Raw genomic sequence first — 16,384 nt, 5'->3', positions numbered from 1 at the left:
TGCGGATGTGAGAATTGCCTAGTTAAGCGTTTTCAAATTTATCGGATGATCAATTCTTAATAAAGGCTCTCAGATTTGTATAAAGCCTACCCTATTTTACAGTGGATTCCGAGAACCAAGGCGAAAGCCGAATCTTATCCAAACGGCTTCACCTTGACCTAATGTTTTTTCTAGGCATGAATCCTGCGCTCTAGAAACCGATTAAGGCTCCCCCGTCGACAGGTAGCACTGCACCGTTAACGAAAGAGGCTGCGTGAGAGGCAAGATAGACAGCGGCCCAGCCGATATCATGAGGCTCACCGAACGTTTTCATAGGAGTTCGCCCGAGTATTTTTTGTGTTCTTATCTCGTCGCCGTCCAACGCTTTGCGTAGCATCGGGGACTCAATCCAGCCTGGTGCGATACCGTTCACCCGTATTCCATAAGCTGAAGTCTCGGAGGCTAGTGTCCGCACCATACCGAGATAGGCCGATTTTGCGCTCGAATAGGCAATGACGTTAGGTTGCCCTATGAAGGAGGTCATCGATGCTTGAAAGATAATATTTCCTTTTTTTCTCTGCTTCATACGGGGAATCAAGGCGCGGCACAGGGAGAATGCCCCAAGTAGATGGACGTCTATCACAGCATGAAATTCTTCGTCCGTCGTTTCCTCTATTGGCTTCTTGCAGTGGTTGCCCGCATTATTGATCAAAACCGAAATGGGTCCAATCGTCTCCTCGACTTCTTGAATAAACCGCTCAGTCCGTTTCGTATCTGCTACGTTGAATGAGCGGTAAAAGACACCTGGGCCCATGGCTTCAGCCAACCTCGTTCGCTCCTCCCCGTCACCCGAACCGACCATGACGACCTCCGCACCAGCCGCTTGAAAACATTGGCTCATTGCCAGTCCAAGCCCTGTAGCCCCTCCGGTAATAAGCACGCGTTCCCCAGCAAGACCAAACATTTCATTCATCGTTTTCATATCGTTATACCTCACAGTTTGTCCCAGTGCTTTGATATTTGTACGGGATGTAATATTCCTTATGTTTAAGCTTCTCTGCTTGGGTCAACCGCCCACTGCAGGTCTGAACGACCAGTTCCAACAGTTCAGAGGCTAGCGTGTCCATCGTCTTCTCGCCGGTTAATGCAGCACCCGAGCAGAAATCGAGATCATCGGACATTTTACGATACGTCTTCTCATTGCCTGTTATTTTAAGGACCGGTGCGACGGCACTGCCGACGACGGTGCCTCTACCAGTGACGAGAAAGACGAGATGGGCTCCGCTGCAGATGAGGTCCATGAGTCCCTCATTATCGTTTGGATTCGTGTAGCCGAAGCCCATGAAATACGGATCCGGCGTGCTGTCTAATAGCCATAATCCGGGACGCGGTGGATTTTGCGACACACGGAGTACGCCTTCGATCGGTTTAGAGCCACTTTTAACGAACGCACCCATGCTTTTCTCCTCAATGGTCGTCAGACCTCCCGCAAAATTACCCGGTGATACCGAGTACTGCCTTACTCTTTTGCAGTAATCGAGCATCTTGTCGTACGTCGCTTCAAGCGCTCTTCTTACTTCTTCATTCGCCGCCCGGGCGAGCAAAATATGCTTCAACCCGATCGCTTCGACGATTTCCTCGAAGATAGCCGTCCCTCCCGCTGTGACGAGCAGATCGAACAAGCGCCCTACGACCACATTACCTGCCAATCCCGATGTATAGTCCGAACCACCGCATTCCGCGCCGATGACCAGATCGCTCAGATTCATTTCGACGACTAACGTCTCCTTCTCCAACTGCGTATGCAGCTGCTCGATCGCGTTCTTGCCGTCTTCGATCGTTTTCATTGTGCCACCGCGCTCTTGAATGAGCATCCACGAAGAAGGCTTGCCTTCCTGGAGAGCGATCTCGGCCAGGTTCTTGGCCTGCAAATATTCACAACCAAGTCCAACGGTTAACACCGCACCTACGTTCGGATGGCGGATCAGTGCAATCATCATTCGTAGTGCATATTCGTTATCTGTACATCCTGCGAAGCCCACTACATCCACATCGATATCGGAATGCTTGAAATGACTGCCGATTTCTTTAGCGACAAAGGAAGAGCATTCCACCGTGTACATCACCAGCACTTTATTTCTAATCCCTTTGGAACCGTTTTTGCGAAGATATCCCTTCCAGGAAGGAATCGAACATTCCATCATAGCTACCACCTCTTTTGTTTGACAACATTCAATAAATTGGATATTTGCCGCCTGCCACCTGTTATTTCAACGCTTTCATCAGCATGAAACTGGGATCTAAAGACAATCGTATCTCCCCAACTATTCCGATCATATTAAGGACTTCTTGAGTACAAGTATAGCCTATTGAATTAAGCCGACTGAGTGTTCAGGTATCCGGGAATTTTACTCTTTAACGGTACTGGATATCTGTGGGCGCACCGGACTCCACATCGAGTGTAGAGGAGCGTTTGTCGTAGAAGCTCTTGCAATTATGCAGATGTACCCATTCCCCGACCAAAATATCACGAGTCGCCAGCCCAATGGTAACTCCATATTTAATGATCGCTTCACCCTCGTTAATATTGCGTCGTGCCAGCTTATGCCCTTGTTTGATCAGTTCACCGACTGCCGAGAAGGCAGTCCCCTCAGGACCATAAACGGACACCTCTCCCGGCTGCAGATCAGATAAAGCGACACTTACATTGTCTCCCTTATGAATTTGAAAGCTGGCTTGATGAAACTTATCGAACATCTTTGTATTCCTCGCTTTCCCGGATTACAAAATCCCGTATTTGGCAAATGCAGCTGTACTGGATAATCCGGCTTCGATTTCTTTGCGTACCAGCTTTTCGCCCCTTGCCTTCTCAAGGGATCGCTCAATCACTTCTACCTCCAGCTCCGAGGGGATCACGATCACGCCGTCCAGATCAGCAAAGATCAGGTCACCTGGATTTATCCAAACACCACTGATTTCAATGGGGCAGCGATAATTGATAACCTTGGTGCGGACCGAGGAATCCTGAGCGAATCGTCCGCGGGAGAATACAGGCCAGTTCTGCTCTAGAACCTTTGGTGTATCACGATGGTAGCCGTTCACGACCGCACCCGCCGCTCCGCGGGCTTTGGCCGTTGCTGTCAATATCTCTCCCCAATACGCGCAGCGCATGTCCCCTCCGCTGGCAATATACACATCCCCGGGCTGTAGCTGGTCCAACGCTTCGGTCAATAGACCGAAGGGCTTTTCCTGCTTGCCGTAAACATCAACCATGACGGCTGGCATGGCGCGTCCCGCCAATACCATATGCATTTTCATAGGCTGAACTTCAGGAGCAAGAATTTGATGGTATTTACCTAAATCGTCCAAAATATCTCCGATAACAGGTGTATACAGTTCACGTTTCATCAATTCGAATAATTCCAGGTCATTCTTCGGTATACTCATATGCAGGTTCCTCCGTTGTGAAAAGTAATGGAGCTTTCATAATTATTATAAGAGTGATACCATGGGAATACATCGTCAATAATCAACCAAAAATATATAAAAATTGAGGTAGGTCTAATGAGCACCATGAACAACATAATCAATGACATTATCAGCCCGAACTCAGCCCATCTCCTACATCTGCCGAATCCACAGAGCTACCAGCTTCCTTTCCGCATCGTAGCTTGCGGCCATTATCACTGCCTCTCGGGTTACCGGGTGCAGAGGCAAGGACTCAACTACCGAATTCTGATCCTGACGTTGGCAGGCAAAGGCATGGTGACGTTCCGTGGACAAAAGTTCCAGGTGACGGATGGCCATATTTTTTTGCTTGATTGCAATGATCTGCATATTTATGAATGCGTCGGCGATAGTTGGGAAATCAAGTGGGTCCGGTTCGAGGAATCGGAAGGGATTAATTACGAAGCACTCATCAACGAGGGGAAATTTCATACGATCGCACTACAAAAACCCGGTTCAGTCGAAGCCCAAATCGATATGGTGTTGGAGCAAGTCACCCGCAATGCGCCGACGGCAGATCTCAAAATGGTCGAAGCACTATGCAGTGCGCTAACTGCTCTTAGCGAGGAGAAATACGCCTACGATACACTGAAACTGTCTAGCGCAGCGACCAAAGCGATTGCTGAAACGATTACGTATATGGATCTTCATTATAAAGAGGATTTGTCAGTTAATGACATTGCAAAAAAAAATCACCTGACTACCTACGCCTTCATCCGAACCTTCAAGCGTCAGACGGGGCTTACACCTTATGAATATTTGCTGAAATTGCGGATTACAAAAGCCCGCATGCTGTTAGAACAGACGGATTATTCGGTTCTTGAAATATCTGAGCATGTTGGGTTCAATAACGTAAACAATTTCATCCGCAAATTCAAGCTGCTGACAAATACGACGCCACTGAAATACCGGCAGCAAAATTCGGATTTATTTTATTGATTGATGGTTAGTTCGTGAATTTAGAAGGGGCTTCCGTGACATGGAGCAAGTCCTAAAAAGGGCCTCGCCATGCGGCGATGCCCCTTTTAGGATGGTTTTTAGGTTCCAATTTCACAGATCAACTACGGCCTTAATCACTTTGCTCTCCGGAGATAGCCATGCGTCGAAAGAGCCGATCATGTCGTCGAAGGAAGCACGATGAGTAACGAATCGGGAAGCATCCACTTGCCCTGCATGGATCGCCTTTCTTACAACGTCAAAGTCTTCCATCGTTGCATTCCGGCTGCTTAAAAGTGTCAGCTCTTTCTTGTGGAATTCCGGATCGGAGAATGAAATATCCGATTTCACGAGACCGACGTACACCAGTCTGCCCCCATGAGACACATACCGAAATGCGTCCATCATCGATCGCAAATTGCCAGTCGCATCCAGCACCGCGGTCGGCAGTTCCCCACCGTTCAACTCAAGCAACGACTCATAGGGCTGATTCAAGACATTGACGGTTCCATCTGCACCCGCCCATGAGCGGCAAAAGGCCAGACGGCTGTCGTTGACATCCATAGCAATGACTTTGGCGCCTCTGCTTTTGGCAATCGCCATAACACCGAGGCCGATAGGTCCCGCTCCAATGACCGCAACCGTCTCTCCCTCGCAGATCTCCGCGCGGCGGACCGCATGGGCTCCGATCGCAATTGGTTCCATGATGACGGATTGATCCAGTGTAAGCTCGTTTGTCCGAATGAGCGCTGACAGCGGAACGGAGATATATTCCTGCATCCCTCCGTCAATATGCACTCCCATTACTTGCATCTCCGTACAGCAGTTAGTCTTACCTGATCTGCAAGCGATACAGCTTCCGCAGTGAATATAAGGTACGAGAGTGACCTGATCCCCTACTTTAAAATCACATTCATTTTGCCCAACATCTTCGATTACGCCGGCAAGTTCATGTCCGAGTATACGGGGGTATTCGAAGTAAGCCTGCTCCCCACGAAACGCGTGATAATCCGTTCCGCATATACCGACGCGACGTATACGCACGAGCGCTTCACCGGGTCGTTTGACGATTTCATTTTTTTTAATCATGACAAAATCATTTGGTTTCTCACAGACAATAGCTTTCATAGGATCTCCTCCTTCAGTTCTTCCCTTCTCTCATGGAAGATTGAATGATGTATAATCGGCTTACTGCCATTATACCGAAGAGGATACGCTTTTTCATCGTTAATAATCCACCGTAAATATATAAAATTTGCAGAAACTTTATTTTTCAAGCGGGACTATTCATTGGCGTGGACATCTATGCTCTTCCTCGCCCGGAAGTGCTAGACAAGCAATACTTTTGAGCTAGGACAAATGGCCAAATGCCCTTGGCTTAATCTGCACATACACTGAGAGGCCTAAGAATAACCGTTTGTACACAATAGAAAAAAATAATTTACACTTTGTGATTTTAATCACATGGCAAAACTTTAATACATGGTATATTTAAGGTGTAGAAAGGAAGTAAACATTGTAATCGAAAGGAAGATATAACATGAACACACAAAAACGGTCCCGTTCTTGGCTGAATTAGATAAAGTTATTTTTTTAGCACACTTTGTGAAAAAAATCACCACTAAATTTTAGGAGATGATTTTCATGCTAGGTAAATGGCTTAGAGAAAATAAATATGCAGCCGGTTTCCTTCTTTTCATACGTTTGTATATTGGATATGAATGGCTCACTCATGGATGGCAAAAGTTAACCGGCGGATTTACTGCCGAAGGATTCTTAAATAACGCGATCACTAAACCGGTGATCGATAAAGCAACCAATGAACTTGTTTATCCGACCTTCACCGCATTCATAGAACATTTTGCACTGCCGAATGTTAAAATAATTAACTTTTTGATTCCGCTCGGTGAATTCTTAGTTGGTCTTGGTTTGATTCTTGGTGCCTTGACCACCGCTGCAGCTTTCTTCGGACTTCTCATGAACTTCATGTTCATGTTCGCGGGTACCGTAAACACGAACCCTTGGTTCATCCTTATCGGCGGGATCTTGTTCTTGGCCGGCGCAAATACCGGCAGATTCGGTTTAGACTACTACCTGATGCCGTACCTGCGCAAGCTGTTCACACATAAAAAAGACGACGCTAACCGCACAGCAGGAACGGGTACAAATCACACTCCGGCACATGCCTAACCCATAACAAAACAACCCAGAAAGGATCCGCTGTTGCGGATCCTTTTTTAACTCTATCCTATTCCCGATCAACAAGCTTCAAAGTTTCTAAACGTCATAGGAATCCAATGAAAGCTCCCCTTTTTCTCCCAACTTTACATTCGGTTGTAAAGTAAATCTCTCTTTGTCTTGAGCCCTTGCCATATACTATTGCGGAGCAGTTCAGGTACTCGATGTTTAACTTCCCCACCTCTCCAGCCCGCCAGCCGGTACTGTAGAGATATTCTAGAAGAGCTGTTTCTTTCAGTGGTTCAGAAAACTGAATGACCTCCAGGTCAGTATAGGAACAAAGTTCCTTAACTTCTTCTTCTGATAGTTTGTCTATGATATTTACCCTGCTCTTGGATACTTGGCTGTACATAAGCCACCTCATTATTTACATTTTATTAATCCGTCTGGCTTTCTAACCTTCAGGAGTCAGCGGCAATTGGTTATTTTGGGGCCCATTGCTGCTGTATATGTTGAGGTAGTTCAATAAATAACATAATTTCAATAAAGATTTAAAATACACGACTTGTAACTTGCCCAATAAACTCCAAAGCATCTAAGACCCTTATTCGATGAGTCTCACTTAATTCTGATAAATGCATCCACCTAAATTCGGAGTGTTCATAATTAAGTATTATTGCAGGGGCACCAAACCTAAAAGTAACATTAAAAGCCAAGCATATCACCCCTTTTTAGTCTACATAAATATTAACATATATTGGAAGCAAACTGCCCGTTAACTTAATGCCGTTCCCAGTCTAATACTATATTTTCTCAGTCTACTTTATTTTCCTAGTAAAAAACTTTTTTCAGTCTAATGGTGTATTTTCTATTAATACTTACATATGTCCGCTCTTCAGCTTGCGCTTGCCCATACAGCATTCGACAAATTAAACCGCTTACAAATTTCAAATAAATACATTAAACTAGCAAATAAGAGAAAAAGAAGATGTTCTTTAGCATAATCCAATAAACTTACAAGGATGGATTGAGGATGAACATTGATTTTAAGCTTAGACTGGTAAGACCGGAACGCGAAATTCCACTCCCGGCCGTATCGCGGCTAGAGTTGGACGAGGCTGTATTCGCCAGCTGGAGGAATGGACAGGAGCATGGATTTGATGGCCGTGCATGAGACTGGCCTAGAGTGGCGGACAAGGCACTCCGGTTCAGCTGGCAAGCGACCCGATGCAGTGCAGCAAGAGTATGCGCTGTATATCCTAATCAGTGAATGGCCAGGAAACGAAGATGTCGAACTAACGCCAGCGGAAAACAAAAGGAAGCGGAGATTTTCGGAACCGTGACCGAATGGGTGGATTACAGCGGCACCATATATAATCAAACCGAAGCCGGTATTGCGGTATTTTCATATCCAACCAATGAAACGTTGCTTCTCAATGGTTTTTAAGGGATTATGGGTCGTTCACAACTGCCAATTTTCATTATTGCGGGGAAAACAGCTGCCGGACAAGGATACGCTCCGTATGAAGCATCGTATCTACATCCATCAAGGCGATATGACTAGCGGACTTGTCAAGCAGCGGTATGAGGAGTATGTTCAGCTTGCTGTTCGAAGTGCTCAACACCTAAAAGGAGGGATTTTTTTGAAACGAATCAGGATCACCTCAAAAGGAATTGAAAAGACGCTTCGCAAGTTTAATTATCTTCAAGCAATTTCCGAATACATATGGAACGGATTTGATGCATGTGCGACGGTTGTAGATGTTCAGCTTCAAAGGAACCCATTGGGCGGTATCGACCAAATCACGATTGCGGATAATGGATATGGTATAGATCGTGATGCGCTGGAGCGCAAGTTTACTCCTTTTTATGAATCGGAGAAGCAGGTCGATCCCGGCAAACGAGTTCGCGTAACCTCAGCCATGCATGGAAAAAACGGTATCGGCCGTTTAACGTTTCATCGTTTCGCTTCCGACGCTTTGTGGAGAACTACGTATGAGGACGGGGCTTCCTACATGACGTACACGATCCATGTTCGTTCGGACCGTATGGATTCTTATGAGGCGACAGGGGCTGTTCAGGCGAATGACGTTCAAGGCACAGGGACAACCGTAACCTTCCACAACATCATAAAAGATTTCGTTTACGAAGAGCTGATAGCTTATTTATGCAGGGAATTCGGGTGGTTCCTTGAGTTGAATTCAGACAAGGGCTTCGATTTAAAAGTGGACGGAAGCCCACTGGACTATTCCAGCCTTATTAGAGAAAAGGAATGGCGTGAATTTGTTCATAAGCCGACCCAAACGGTATTTCATCTGAAATATATTCAGTGGAATGACCGAATCAATCACGAGCATTCCAAAATCTATTTCATTGATTCAACGCTAACAGAGAAGCATAAGCAGCCAACAACCTTTAATAATAAAAGTGATTCCTTTTATCACAGCGTTTATATTCAAAGCTCTTTTTTTGACCATTTTGATTTTGATACGGAGCCGGACAGCGAACAGCTGGAATTCGGTTTCGGCGCAAACAAACGAAGTGAAGAGTATCTGTTCATGATCGATGAGGTTAGTGCATTGATTAAGCAAAAAAGGAAGCCGTATCTGAAGACTTATTCCGATGTCGTTATTCAGGATTTTGCTGAAGCCGATGCGTTTCCTCCCTTTTTGGATATACCGGAGGATCGTCTCAAAAAAGAAGAGCTCGAATCCGTGATCCGTGAGATGTATCAAGCGGCACCGAAGATATTCACCGATTTGAACCGGGAACAGAAAAAGATAGTGGTCCATCTCATTCACATGGCTCTTGGCTCCAACGATCGTCAGCAATTGTTGAATATCTTTAATATCTGAAACGCTGAAGGAGAAAATGAGGATGTACTTGATCGGACTCCACTCATTTTGACCCTTACGGTTCCATTTTTGTGGTGATCCGAATTCATTTATTACATGGTAAATTTCATCTAATGTGTATACCTGATCCCTATACACTTCCCGTCCTGATACCGCATCTCAGGGAACAAATTAAACTAAAGATGCCAAGTTAACTCCATAACCAATATAAAACAGCCCTGATATATCTCAGAGCTGAGGACGGGCAAGATCAGGTCTCGCAGCAAGCGATAACCACTTGCGTATTGCAATCCTAGTTTACTGTGTGAAGTTAGTCATGCCAAACAGCGAAGTAACAAAGGGGATTTTGACCTTAAAATTATTTGATGATGTTGGCATTGTCGAGAACAGCAACATTAACCATTAGCATGAAACTCAGATACCTTTATCGGTCGGCTACAGGACATAGTAGACATGAGTTCAAGTTCAGGAGCCTGCCGAACACCATGGTTCATTAACTCCTTTATGCAGACTAAACTTCACCAATTCACTTCTTCGTGAAACTACTCGGCACGAAATATAAAATTAAATGTCCCTTCCATCGATACTGCTTTCGGCCTCATGACGATGCGGTATACCGCGTCACCCCACGCTAGGAACATTTTTTCGTCGATAATGTCCTTTCGTTCCAGCGCGACGTCAAACCGGTCCCCTTCATAATGACAAAGAAGCCCCTTCCCGTCCCCGCTTGCCAGCCTAATGACGTTATCGGCAAGCAGCTGCGGCTTGCAGCATGAAAGGAAATGAAGCGCGATTTCCTTCGGCTCATCTTGAAATCGATAATCGTCCGTCAATCGAACATAAGGCTGACCCGTTCGAACAAGCGCTACCGAGCGTCTCCAGGATGCGATCCCCGCTTCATCTGGGTAGGTGGAAGCAATGTCCAACGTCAGACTTGTCTGTGCATCGTCGGAATCATATTCACAGCCTGTCGCCTTGTATGCTTCTCCAGCCTTCTGCTGAATGCCTCCGATACTGGGCAGATTGTGATAAGATGATTGCATCGTCCATATATCATAACGGTTCGGTCCGAACGTCTCCTTCGTGTATGTTTCTACGCCAAGATCAATCACGTACGGTTCCCCGTCGCTGTAGATGACGAACTGTCCAACATCGTTATGGTTGTGGCTTTCATCGTTATGGCCGCCTTTTACGGCGACGTACAGCCCTTTATCCGATCGGGCCGATTCTCTGGAAATCATCACCTGAATGCCTTCAAGCCACAAGCTGCACGGATAAACGGCCTTTTGGTTGTGCTCCATCAGCTTATTGTAATTAAATAATGCGGGGACGACGCGCAGAAAAGAAAAAAACTGCATCTGCTTCACGCCTTCCGTCCCCCAACGTCTGGCAATTGTATGGCCGAAATCCATTAAATTCACATTGCCCGTCCGGAAGCCGAAACGGTAAATCAAATCTCCCTCGACGGTAACCTTATGCGGCCCGTCCGCGAAATTTAACACGTATCGGTCATGAATATGCGCTTTGAAAATATACTCTGCGATGCTGCGAATGAGCGGCTCTCCATATACGTCAATCGTACCGTGACTGGCATAGCCTAACTGCTCCAAACAATCGAAGAGCGATCCAGCCGCTTTATTCCAGTAACTCGGTCCCTCATCGCAGCCGCCGTCCTCATGATATGTGCTCAGGAAACGGTCGAGACCGAAGCAGGCCTTTTCCACCGCCTTCGTGCGCTTATTGTCGTCTTCCTCCACGAAAAATACAGTACTCAGTACATTTGAGGTAATCCACGTCGTCCAGTTGTACAGCTTGACCGACTCGTCGTAGCCCATCCACCACATGTCGGTTCGAGTAAGATACGGCTCAATGATGCGTTCTTTTAATTCTAGAACGATCCTTTCCTTGATCAACACGCTATACTGTTCCGTCAAAACATCGCCTAACAAGTAATAGGTCCAGGCCAAAGCACTCCCGGTCTCTGCCGCAAACAAGTCGATGTCATGGCGCCGCTTATTGGCCACAGGCAGGCTAGATTCGTAAAAATGAAAATTATGCGCAGATATGACCCAGGATGTCTCTTCACTGATGCACCAAATGCCGTTGACGATATCGCATAGAAAGCGCCCCTTATTCTCGATGCACTCGGCAAGTACCAGCGTGGTAAGTGCCCTTCGGCGGCGATGATAGGGCAAATCGTACCGCGTCCGATTCCCGTTCTGCCAATATTCCATATACATCGTCGCCGTGAGCGGAGGATAAGCAAATTGCAAATATTTTTCGGCTTCAAGCACGATGGACATTTTCAACGGTTCGGGAAGGCTCTCCCATGCGCCCCGATCAGATATGTCCGGATATGGCTTGTATTCGGTCTTTGGCCGAAGCTGCTCCACCCAATTTGGTTGTTTCAACTGTTGACTTATCATGCGCGCTCCTCTTTCACAAAGCTTTACTCGTCTTCCGCATATTTTGTGCAAATCTCAATTTGATCATAAATCCCAGATTAACTATTGTCAATATTTATACATAAGTCAGGAGGATTAATAAAAAGTTATTAAGAAATTTTCCCTAGTTACGTTAATATTAATACATATGTTCGCTTTTCAGCATCGTGGCCAAATAAACCCTTGCTCCGAACAGCATAAGTATAACGTTTAAAAACGGCTAGGGCATTTTTCATGGAGAAATCCGTTAGTCTGTTAATCTTCTTTACTCCTACGTCTCGAAGGCATGATTATCAAAAGGAAGATGAATGAAAGATTACAAAAAAGGGAGGACCATATTAATGAAGTTTAATAACTGTGCACAACAAAAAACTGACGTTTTGCAGCCCACCTCATGTGTGGGTCTCTGAATGCCAGTAATACAACTTTCCCACGGAACATTCATTGCCCTCTCGGGCACTGTCTGCGCAGGAGTAATCAGATTCTCATACGGTCCGCCGACGGCACGGTCCGCCGTTAGGAGCCAAGGCTGGATTTCCCGGGCTTTCTCCATGACTTCACCCAGTCTGATGTTCTCGCCATTGCTTTCCCTGACCCAGCCTCCGTCGAGCCAGAGCATATCAATGCGGCCGTAGTGCGCCATCAGCTCCATAATCTGCTCGTGAGTGATCAGCACGAATTGTCCCATAACGAAGGATATTCCTTTGGATCATAAGAAGCCCTTCGCGACATCACGGTTCCACGCTCCATTCCTGGTGCCCAGTAGTAAGGCGTGTGCCAATCGGCCTTTGAGAAGTAGGCTGAGATTCCTAAGCCTTTCGCCCGAAAAGCATCGAAAAGCTGCTTGCAAACATCAGCATACTTGTGTGAACGGAATGGACAATCCGGACCTGTAATTCGGTAGTCCGTAGTACGGGTATCCCACATGCAGAAGCCGTCATGATGCTTGGTCGTAAAAGTTAAATATTTGAATCCGTTTTCCGCAGCCAGGTCTGCCCATAGCTCAGGCTGAAAACGAACCGGGTTGAACGATATTTAATGCGAAATACTGCTGCTTGAATTCCTCAGCGTCGACACCCCGATCGATATTAGTACGTGACCAGTCTGCAGCCCCGTCGCAAAGAGGCCAGGATAATATGACACCAAGCTGAGGGGAAGGAGCCCAGTGCATCATGAGACCCAGCTTCTGAGCCTTGAACCATTCGAGACGTTCAAGCAGAAGCGGACTCTCGGGCTTTACCCACTCATCTGCTCTTCAGTAGCTATGGACACCCCGCTTAACAATTAGATCATCGTATAACCTCCAATGGTATATTCGTAATTTAAGTTCGGTAAGCATTATCCCTTAACAGCTCCTCTACCTATCTCACGATTTACTTAATGCTGTCAGAGAGATTTTGTGGTGGATCGGTAATGTTCCAGTTGCCCCTAATGGTAAAGCAGAAGGGAAATTCAGATGTGGATATTCCAGTGGACTTCTTCAATTTCATGGTTTTCCCTCCCTTGCATTCATACTTGCTTTTAAGTTCAACATTACGCAATTGAATTTATTTCCGCTTGGACGAATCGGCGGATAGAGGCTGAGCCTGTTCCCTTTCGCTGTCCAACTGACTCATTTGCTTGAAGTTTTTATCATTTCTTTGTTTTATTTGGCTTTTTCCTGTTGGATGGCTTTATCCGCTGCATCGTTCACTTCGCGAAGCATTGTGTTAATATCTCGATCACCGGCAGTTAGTTTGTTATATGCAATATCTACCATTGGTCTAACAAGTCTGTCTAATTCGGTGATTTTGGGAACCGGGGCAGGCTTCGATTTGAAGATGGCGTCAATATTTTTATTCTTTAGAGCGGGTACGTTTGCACCAAAATGTTTCTGCGTTTCCGGATCCAATATGGAGGGGAGTTTCCCGTTCTTCGTCAGCTCCAATTGGACTTCCTGATTGGTAGTCAAGTATTGGAGCACTTTAAAGGCTATATCCTTGTGCTTGCTCGTCACGGATAGCGCCAAATTGTGAGAATCGACCGCATGCCCGACGCCTGGACTTTCCGGTAAACTTGGAAACGTTGCCATATCCCAATTCAGCGTACCCATATTTTGCGTATAGTCGTATGTCATATAAGTAGCAAGTGTTTGTTCTTTAATGAATAAATCACGATAGTTGTTTGCATGAATATTTCCCGGAATGTCGTAGAAATTCGCCATTAAGCGGAACGCCTTTCCCCATCCTTCCGCAGTGAAGAGTGCTTTATGAGTTACGGAATCGACAACGTCCAGCGACATCGGCCCCCCCCTTTCCAAGGGGTAAGGATCCACGCCAATATACTGGATACCGTCCACATTTCTTGTCAATTTGCGGGAAATATCTACGTAATCGCTCCAGCTCATCCCGTCCTTCGGATAGGGGATACCGAATTTATCGAAAATATCTTTGTTATAGTAAGTCACGCCGTAATTCGTAGAAAACGGAAGCGCGTATAATCCCTTTTCACCCCCGTATGTTTTGATCGCCCCCAGCGTTTCCGGAGTAAATTTGTTAAGGTCAATGTTGCTTTTTTTCGCATAATCCGTTAGATCCTCCAAAGCCTCAAGCTTTTTTAAGTCTTGAATATTTGGATTACTGAGGAAAATTAAATCCGGAAAAGCGCCGGACGTAATCAGACTAGTGTCGGTTACTCCGCTCTGCGGTTGGACAATGTTCAGAGTAATTTCCGGATATTTTTTACGGATAGACTCGATCATATATTTCTGTAAACTTTCTTGCGGATAGTTCAGCTTATTGTAAAGTGTCAAAACAACGGGTTCACTTTTCTGGCTGGAATCCACCGTTCCATCTGTCGTTTGTTCTGTTCCTGCTCCGCATCCTGATAACAACATCATTAGCGTAACTAGTGGAACGGAAGCCAGCATACTCATTCTCTTCATGAGAAAACCTCCATTTTTTTACTTATTCATGTATAAAAATGTAGTTTGTTTCCATACAAAACTTAGGAACTTTTGTGCATGTTCATTGGTCACGACACAAAAGTTCCTGCATTATTAAAAGATTATCTAGAAATATAAACCCTTAACGTATACGGAATACATGTGCAATCGGTGCTTGAATCGACCGTTCTTTCTCAGGCAACCTCACGGTAATTCCATTCTCAGCGTTACGGTATGCCAGACTTTCTTGTCCGCCGACTAAATCAATACGGCTGCAAGCATGTTTGATTGGAAGAAGCACTTCTTCCTGCACAGCCTCATGCTCCTCTTTATATAAGTAGAAGGCATAGACGGTATCCCCTTTTTTCGTAAAATGGCAGTTACCTTCGGATGATATCTCATAAGTACGCGTTCCGTAGATTCCCTCACCATAAACCTTCAACCATTCACCAATGGCCTTGATTCGGGAAATGGCGGGTTCAGGCAACCGTCCGTCAGGCTGCGGTCCAACATTTAGTGCCAAATTACCGCCTTTCGCTACAATATCAATAAACATATGAATGATGAAGCGTATGGATTTATAGTTTTCATCAAAACGGTAAGACCACGATGTCCCCATCGTAAGATTGCTTTCCCACGGAACACTCAATGCACGATCAGGTATCGTCTGCTCCGGCGTAAGCAGATTCTCATAGGGACCACCTACAGCACGATCCGCCGTGAGGAGCCACGGTTGGATTTCACGCGCTTTCTCCACCACTTCCCCGAGTCTGATGTCCTGATCATTTTTTGCTCTCACCCAGCCAGAGTCGAGCCATAGGATATCGATGCGGCCATAACGAGTCATAAGCTCCATAATCTGCTCGTGGGTGAATTGCACGAATTTCTCCCATAACCAAGGATGTTCCTTGGTATTGTAGGACGGGCCTCTCCACATATGGGTACCGCGCTCCATTCCCGGGGCCCAGTAATAAGGCGTGTTCCAATCCGCCTTGGAGAAGTAAGTTGCAATGGCTAAGCCTCTCGAGCGAAATGCATCGAATAACTGCCTACAAACATCAGCGTACTTGTGCTTATGGAAAGGGCAATCAGGACCCGTAATGCGATAATCTGTCGTGTGGGTATCCCACATGCAGAAGCCGTCATGATGCTTGGTTGTAAAAGTTAAATATTTGAAGCCGTTCTCTGCAGCCAGGTCAGCCCATTTCTCAGGCTCAAAGCGTATCGGATTGAACGTTTTGTTTAAATCGAAGTACTGCCGCTTTAGCTCCTGTGGGTCGATATCCCAATCGAGATCCTGACGGGACCATTCATCTCCATCCTTGTCACTGAGGATCCACGACGGTCTGACGCCAATTTGAGAGTACGGTGCCCAGTGCATCATAAGACCTAGTTTCTGATCCTTGAACCATTCAAGTCGTTCAAGCAAAAGTGGATTCTCAGGCTTCACCCACCCGTCTGCTCTGCTGTGTTTATAAATATCCCGCTTAAGAATTTGATCTTTCTCTTGTTTTTCTTTCGTATTAATCTCGCTCATGGTATACCTCCAAATGTATATTCTC

Annotated in this window: 15 protein-coding genes and 1 pseudogene; 6 read left to right on the top strand and 10 right to left on the bottom strand. The window is 45.9% G+C overall.

Annotated elements, in window-relative coordinates; all coding sequences use genetic code 11:
- Positions 1 to 190 precede the first annotated feature (190 nt).
- The 4 genes from BP97_RS0120160 to BP97_RS0120145 form a co-directional block, all read right to left on the bottom strand.
- Complete coding sequence (locus BP97_RS0120160; protein ID WP_036746223.1) at positions 191 to 961, bottom strand: SDR family NAD(P)-dependent oxidoreductase; 771 nt, start codon at positions 959 to 961, stop codon at positions 191 to 193.
- Between the two features lie 4 nt (positions 962 to 965).
- Entirely contained in the window at positions 966 to 2,183 is a 1,218-nt protein-coding gene (locus BP97_RS0120155) for a UxaA family hydrolase (protein ID WP_028550724.1), read from the bottom strand.
- A 211-nt stretch (positions 2,184 to 2,394) separates the two neighbouring features.
- Positions 2,395 to 2,736 carry a UxaA family hydrolase gene (locus BP97_RS0120150; RefSeq protein WP_028550723.1) on the bottom strand — a complete coding sequence of 114 codons (342 nt, stop codon included), beginning with the start codon at positions 2,734 to 2,736 and terminating at the stop codon, positions 2,395 to 2,397.
- A gap of 24 nt (positions 2,737 to 2,760) precedes the next feature.
- The gene (locus tag BP97_RS0120145; RefSeq protein ID WP_028550722.1) at positions 2,761 to 3,426 is read right to left on the bottom strand and encodes an RraA family protein; all 666 of its coding nucleotides are present in this window, start codon (positions 3,424 to 3,426) and stop codon (positions 2,761 to 2,763) included.
- Positions 3,427 to 3,543: 117 nt separating this feature from the next.
- Between BP97_RS0120145 and BP97_RS38985 the strand changes: the two genes are divergently transcribed.
- Positions 3,544 to 4,425, top strand: a complete 882-nt coding sequence (locus BP97_RS38985; RefSeq protein WP_028550721.1) for an AraC family transcriptional regulator — start codon at positions 3,544 to 3,546, stop codon at positions 4,423 to 4,425.
- 111 nt (positions 4,426 to 4,536) lie between these two features.
- Here the strand turns inward: BP97_RS38985 and BP97_RS0120135 are convergent, their stop codons facing one another.
- A complete protein-coding gene (locus tag BP97_RS0120135; RefSeq protein WP_028550720.1) occupies positions 4,537 to 5,550 on the bottom strand; it encodes a zinc-binding alcohol dehydrogenase family protein in 1,014 nt (337 codons plus the stop codon).
- A gap of 516 nt (positions 5,551 to 6,066) precedes the next feature.
- Between BP97_RS0120135 and BP97_RS0120130 the strand changes: the two genes are divergently transcribed.
- Positions 6,067 to 6,612 (top strand): DoxX family protein, encoded by a 546-nt coding sequence (locus BP97_RS0120130; protein WP_028550719.1) that lies wholly within the window; start codon positions 6,067 to 6,069, stop codon positions 6,610 to 6,612.
- A 94-nt stretch (positions 6,613 to 6,706) separates the two neighbouring features.
- Here BP97_RS0120130 and BP97_RS38980 read toward each other — a convergent pair whose 3' ends face one another.
- The gene (locus BP97_RS38980) at positions 6,707 to 7,012 is read right to left on the bottom strand and encodes a site-specific integrase (RefSeq protein WP_051620806.1); all 306 of its coding nucleotides are present in this window, start codon (positions 7,010 to 7,012) and stop codon (positions 6,707 to 6,709) included.
- A 621-nt stretch (positions 7,013 to 7,633) separates the two neighbouring features.
- On the opposite strand from BP97_RS38980, the gene BP97_RS40255 reads away from it, so the two are divergent.
- From BP97_RS40255 to BP97_RS0120105, 4 genes are all read left to right on the top strand, one after another.
- The gene (locus BP97_RS40255) at positions 7,634 to 7,774 is read left to right on the top strand and encodes a hypothetical protein (protein ID WP_156043262.1); all 141 of its coding nucleotides are present in this window, start codon (positions 7,634 to 7,636) and stop codon (positions 7,772 to 7,774) included.
- Complete coding sequence (locus BP97_RS40735) at positions 7,761 to 7,943, top strand: hypothetical protein (RefSeq protein WP_028550718.1); 183 nt, start codon at positions 7,761 to 7,763, stop codon at positions 7,941 to 7,943. The genes BP97_RS40255 and BP97_RS40735 overlap by 14 nt, the downstream gene beginning before the upstream one ends.
- The gene (locus BP97_RS41740; protein WP_156043261.1) at positions 7,871 to 8,047 is read left to right on the top strand and encodes a DUF6807 family protein; all 177 of its coding nucleotides are present in this window, start codon (positions 7,871 to 7,873) and stop codon (positions 8,045 to 8,047) included. The genes BP97_RS40735 and BP97_RS41740 overlap by 73 nt, the downstream gene beginning before the upstream one ends.
- Before the next feature lie 76 nt (positions 8,048 to 8,123).
- Positions 8,124 to 9,455, top strand: a complete 1,332-nt coding sequence (locus tag BP97_RS0120105) for an ATP-binding protein (RefSeq protein ID WP_028550717.1) — start codon at positions 8,124 to 8,126, stop codon at positions 9,453 to 9,455.
- A gap of 542 nt (positions 9,456 to 9,997) precedes the next feature.
- Here BP97_RS0120105 and BP97_RS36935 read toward each other — a convergent pair.
- From BP97_RS36935 to BP97_RS0120085, 4 genes and pseudogenes are all read right to left on the bottom strand, one after another.
- A complete protein-coding gene (locus tag BP97_RS36935; protein ID WP_051620804.1) occupies positions 9,998 to 11,881 on the bottom strand; it encodes a heparinase II/III domain-containing protein in 1,884 nt (627 codons plus the stop codon).
- A 433-nt stretch (positions 11,882 to 12,314) separates the two neighbouring features.
- Positions 12,315 to 13,238, bottom strand: a pseudogene (locus BP97_RS36930) (alpha-L-fucosidase); the annotation flags it as partial.
- A gap of 306 nt (positions 13,239 to 13,544) precedes the next feature.
- Positions 13,545 to 14,822, bottom strand: a complete 1,278-nt coding sequence (locus BP97_RS0120090; protein WP_028550715.1) for an ABC transporter substrate-binding protein — start codon at positions 14,820 to 14,822, stop codon at positions 13,545 to 13,547.
- Positions 14,823 to 14,964: 142 nt separating this feature from the next.
- Complete coding sequence (locus BP97_RS0120085) at positions 14,965 to 16,359, bottom strand: alpha-L-fucosidase (protein ID WP_028550714.1); 1,395 nt, start codon at positions 16,357 to 16,359, stop codon at positions 14,965 to 14,967.
- Between the last annotated feature and the right edge of the window lie 25 nt (positions 16,360 to 16,384).

Source organism: Paenibacillus sp. UNC451MF (genome assembly GCF_000686845.1).
GTDB lineage: Bacteria > Bacillota > Bacilli > Paenibacillales > NBRC-103111 > Paenibacillus_S.
This window is presented reverse-complemented; position numbering and strand designations above follow the sequence as displayed.